Origin of the sequence: Arthrobacter sp. 2YAF22_2 (assembly GCF_052114645.1) — a bacterium.
Taxonomy (GTDB): domain Bacteria; phylum Actinomycetota; class Actinomycetes; order Actinomycetales; family Micrococcaceae; genus Arthrobacter.
On sequence record NZ_JBFRFD010000283.1, the window covers coordinates 1 to 4,869 of the forward strand.

Here is a 4,869-nt window from a genome sequence, read left to right on the forward strand (position 1 = left end):
GCTGCCGTCCGCTGCCATTTCCGCGACGGCGGTGTCGCCGCCGGCCGCGCCGGACGCCAGCTCGGTAAGCGGGGCCCAGAGGGGCTCGGTGCCCGGCCGCGCGGCTTCGGCGGCCGTGTCCGGCTGCGGGGCGCCGGCGGCGGTCGGGGCGGCAGCCGTTCCGCTGGCCGGGTCGTGCCCGGCGAGCCATTCGAACACGGGCGCAGCGATGTCCCGGTCTTCGGCGACCAGGTGGCCGGCACCCTCGAAGCGGTGCACGTGCGCGTGCGGCAGGCGGCCGATGAGGTCCTTGAGGTACCGGTCGGAGAAGATCGGGTCCCGCGGGCCCCAAAGCATCAGGGCCGGGACGCTCAGCCCGCGCAGCCCTTCGGCGACCCTGCTCAGCGCCGGGAAGCTGGGATGGGACGGGTCGGCCGGGATGTCCGCGACAAAATTCCCCACTCCGGCGCGGCGGCCGGCGCCCCGGTAAGGGGCCATGAAAGCGGTGCGGACAGCCGGGGACAGCGGCGGGTGSGCCAGCGCATGCGTCACCCGCAGGAAAGTGTCCGACGTCGTCGTTCCCCAAGGGTGCACGGCAGGGTGCAGGGCAAGCCGCAGAGCCGGCGGGATGGGCGAGCCGGCGGGCTGGTGCACAGCGGTGTTGGTCAGCACCACGCCGGCGAGCTGCCGGGGGTGTGCCACGGCCCAGCCGAGGCTGATAACGCCGCCCCAGTCGTGGCCGACGGTGACCACGGGCCCGGCCAGCCCGAGCGCGGCGGTGAGGTCTCCCAGGTCGTTGATCCGGTCCGCCAGTCGCCGGAACGTCCCGGTGCGCTCGGAGAAGCCCATGTCCAGCTGGTCCACTGCCACCACCCGCCACGGCCGGGCCGGATCGGTTCCGGCGGCCAGCAGGGTCCGCCACAGGTAGGACCAGGTCGGGTTGCCGTGCACGCACAACAGGGTGCCGGCCGGGACCAGGCCCCGGCGTGAGAGTTGGGCGCCGTTGTCAAGCAGGTGCCAGCGGCGCGTCGTGCCGGGCTCATCCGCGGCGGAACTGGAGGGGACATCGATTTCGCGTGACCATTCCGGGTCGACGCCGGGCCAGTCGGCCTCTACCATGCGATTTCCACCATGGCGGTGTTCAGGCCGGAACCGACGCCCATGCACAGCACGCGGTCGCCGGTGACGAGGGTCTGCGCTTCCGCAGCCAGGGTCATGGGGAGGGACGCCGGGCCCACGTTGCCCCAATGCGGGAAGGTGATCGGCACCTTGGCCGGGTCCAGGTCGATCGCGTCGATGATCGCCTGCGTGTAGGCGTTGCTCACCTGGTGCGTGACGTACCGGTCCATGGAGGCCCAGTCCCACTCCGGTTTCGCCTCGTGCCAGGCCTCCACGACCAGCCGGAGGCCGCCGTCGAGCAGGCCCTTGGTGTCGGTGGTCATACCGTCGATGCCGCCAACGCACAGTTCATGGTGCTCGGTGCCGGCGCGCATCACTCCGCCGACGATCCGGTGCGCCCCGGGGTGTTCGTCCGCGGGGCCGAGGACGGCGGCGGCGGCTCCGGAGCCCAGGGTGAGCGTGGCGAACTCGCGGCTGAAGTCCTCGCGGGTCGTTTCGGGCCGCTGCAGCCGGGCCAGGGTGGCCTCCTGGGTGGCCTGGGCGTCCTCGCCGTTGACGATCACCGCGTACTTGATCTGGCCGGAGTCGATCATGTTGGCGGCCAGGGTCATGCCGTTGACGAAGCCCAAGCACGCGTTGGCCAGGTCGAAGTTCATGGCCGACGACGGCAGGCTCAGCCCGTGGTGGATCTTCACCGCGACGGACGGCTCAAGGCTGCGCCGCGTGACGGAGGTGTTGATCAGCAGGCCAACCTCGGATGCTTCGACGCCGGACTCGGCCAGGGCTTTCGCGCCCGCCTCAATGGCGGCGTCGTCGAACGACGTCCCGGGGGCCCACCAGCGGCGGTGCGTGATGCCGGCGACCCGTTCGAGGAGTTTGGGGGGGAACTTCAACCGCTGCAGGGTCGGCGCCAGCGTGCGGTCGAAGTCCGCGGAACTGACGATTTTCGGTGCTTCGACGCTGCTCACCGAAAGCAACGCGGTATTACGGTGCCGGAATGTTGCATTCCCTATCAAATCAAGCCTCTGTTCGTATCTGTCCTGCGCTCCGGCGGTTGACCACACCCTTTAAGCACAAGCCCAAGTGCTTAACTATGCCCGCTTCAGGCCGGTTCCCGCACGCGCCCGCCGCCCCGGCCGCGGGTTCTCGCGGGTTTTGCGCGGAATTGTCACAGCTCCGCAGTAGATTGTAGGTACCCGGGGCCGTCCAGACCAGCGGCAGAACACCCGCAGACCGCACCAAGCAGGAGACCCGAAACACAGTGCACCTGAAAAGCCTGACCGTCCGCGGGTTCAAGTCGTTCGCCTCGGCGACGACTTTCGAATTCGAACCCGGCGTCACCGCCGTGGTGGGGCCCAACGGCTCGGGCAAGTCAAATGTGGTGGACGCGCTGTCCTGGGTGATGGGCGAGCAGGGCGCCAAGACCCTGCGCGGCGGCAAGATGGAAGACGTCATCTTCGCCGGCACCTCCGGCCGTCCGCCACTGGGCCGGGCGCACGTCTCGCTGACCATCGATAACAGCGACGGCGCGCTGCCCATCGACTACAGCGAAGTAACCATTTCCCGCACGCTGTTCCGCACCGGCGGCTCCGAATACGCCATCAACGGGGCAAGCTGCCGGCTACTGGACATCCAGGAACTGCTCTCCGACTCCGGCCTGGGCCGGGAGATGCACGTGATCGTCGGGCAGGGGCAGCTGGACAAGGTCCTGCATGCCACCCCGGAGGACCGGCGCGGCTTCATCGAGGAGGCGGCCGGCATCCTCAAACACCGCCGCCGCAAGGAAAAGACGGTCCGCAAACTCGAAGCCATGCAGGCCAACCTGGCCCGGCTCAGCGATCTCACCGGTGAGATCCGCCGCCAGCTCACCCCGCTGGGCAAGCAGGCGGAAGTCGCCCGCCGTGCCCAGACCGTCCAGTTCGAGGTGCGTGACGCGCGCTCCCGGCTGCTGGCCGATGACCTGGTCCAGCTGCAGTCGGTCCTGGAGCAGGACGTCGCGGATGAGACCGCGCTGAAGGCACGGCGCGCCGTCGTCGAACGGGAACTGGACAGCGGGCGCCGGCGCCAGGCCGGCTTGGAGCAGCTCGCCGCCGAGGCCACCCCGAAGCTCAACGCCGCCCGGGACAACTGGTACCAGCTCTCCTCCGGGCGGGAACGGCTGCGCTCGCTCGGCTCGCTCGCCGAGGAACGGCGTCGCCTGTTGGGCGCGGCGGACGCGGCCCCCGACCCCGGACGCGACCCCGAACAGCTCGAACGGCAGGCTGCCCGGGTCCGCGCCGAGCAGGCCGGGCTGGAAGCCCAGATCGTGGAGCAGCGCGCCGCCCTGGACGCAGCCTCCGCCGCCAAACAGGAAGCCGAAAGCGCGGCCGCCGCCGAGGACAAACGCCTCGCCACCCTGCTCCGCGCCGCAGCGGACCGGCGCGAGGGCCTCGCCCGGCTGGCCGGCCAGGTCGGTGCTGCGCGGTCGCGGGTCGAATCCGCCCAGGCCGAGCTCGGAAGGCTGCGCGAGTCGCAAAAGGCCGGCGAGGAACGCCGCCGGCACGCCCAAAGCGAATTCACCGCGCTCGAGTCGCAGGTCGCAGGCGTCGAGGACGGCGAGGAAACCCTCGACGCCGAATACGAAGCCGCAAGCGGGGCCCTGGACGCCGTGGCAGCGGAAATCGAGGCCCTCAAGGCCGCGGAACGCGACGCCGAGCGGGAGCGCGGCGCCCTCGTGGCCCGGCGCGACGCCCTGCAGCTGGGCCTCAACCGCAAGGACGGCTCGGAACGCGTCCTGGCCGCCGGACTGCCCGGCGTCCTCGGCGCCCTCGCGGGGATGTTGGCCGTTGAGGCCGGCTACGAGGCCGCCATCGCTGCCGCGCTGGGCAGCTGTTCGGACGCCGTCGTGGTCCGCGACGCCGTCTCCGCCGCGGCCGCGGTGCAGCTCCTCAAGGACGACGACGCCGGCCGCGCCGCGCTTTTGCTGGCCGGCGCCGCGGAATCTGACAGGGCGCCCGACACGCCGGGCGCGGACCCGTTTCCCGGCGCGCTTCCGGCAGGCGCGAGCTGGGCCGCCGCGCTGGTAACGCCGGCCGGAGCCTCTGGTGCCGGCGTCCCGCTTCCGCGGCTGCTGGCCCGGCTGCTGGCCGGCACCGCCGTCGTCGAGGACCTTGACGCCGCCGCACGGCTGATCGCCGACCGGCCGGACCTGATTGCGGTGACCCGCGCCGGCGATGTGTTCACCGCCCTCACGGTTAGTGGCGGCTCCGCCACGGCGCCGTCGCTGCTGGAAGTCCAGGCCGCCGTCGACGACGCAGCTGCACGCCTCGCCGGCGTGGGAGCCGATCTGGAACGGAACCGCTTCGCACTGTCCGCCGCGGAATCCCGCCGCGCAGCCGCACAGGGGAGGGCGGACGCCGCCCTCGAAAAACTGCACGACTCGGACGCGCGGCTCGCCGCTGTGGCCGAACGCCTCGGCCATCTGAACTCGGTGCTGCGCAGCGCCGTCGGGGAGAGCGAACGCCTCGCCGCGTCGCTGGCCCGGGCGGAGGCCAGCATCCAGAGGGAGCAGGAAGCGCTGGCAACCGTGGCGGCCAGGCTGGCCGCCGCCCAGGAGGCCCCCGCGGAGGAAGAGCCCTCGCCCGAGCACCGCGACGCCCTCGCGCTGGCGGCGTCGGCCGCGCGCTCGGCCGAGATGGAGGCCCGCCTGGCGTTGCGCAGCGCGGAGGAACAGCTCACCGCCATCGGCAACCGGGCGACGTCGCTGGAGCGCGCCGCCGCCACCGAACGCCG

At 71.9% G+C, this 4,869-nt stretch carries 3 protein-coding genes; 1 reads left to right on the forward strand and 2 read right to left on the reverse strand.

Going from position 1 to position 4,869, the window contains the following annotated elements; genetic code table 11:
• Together AB4Y86_RS12170 and AB4Y86_RS12175 are read right to left on the reverse strand one after the other, a co-directional pair.
• A partial coding sequence (locus tag AB4Y86_RS12170) for an alpha/beta fold hydrolase (protein ID WP_441402485.1) occupies window positions 1–1,098 on the reverse strand: 1,098 nt, incomplete at its 3' end.
• Window positions 1,092–2,114 carry a 3-oxoacyl-ACP synthase III gene (locus tag AB4Y86_RS12175; RefSeq protein ID WP_441402486.1) on the reverse strand — a complete coding sequence of 341 codons (1,023 nt, stop codon included), beginning with the start codon at window positions 2,112–2,114 and terminating at the stop codon, window positions 1,092–1,094. The genes AB4Y86_RS12175 and AB4Y86_RS12170, both read right to left, overlap by 7 nt.
• Window positions 2,115–2,359: 245 nt before the next feature.
• Between AB4Y86_RS12175 and AB4Y86_RS12180 the strand changes: the two genes are divergently transcribed.
• A partial coding sequence (locus AB4Y86_RS12180; RefSeq protein WP_441402487.1) for a chromosome segregation SMC family protein occupies window positions 2,360–4,869 on the forward strand: 2,510 nt, incomplete at its 3' end.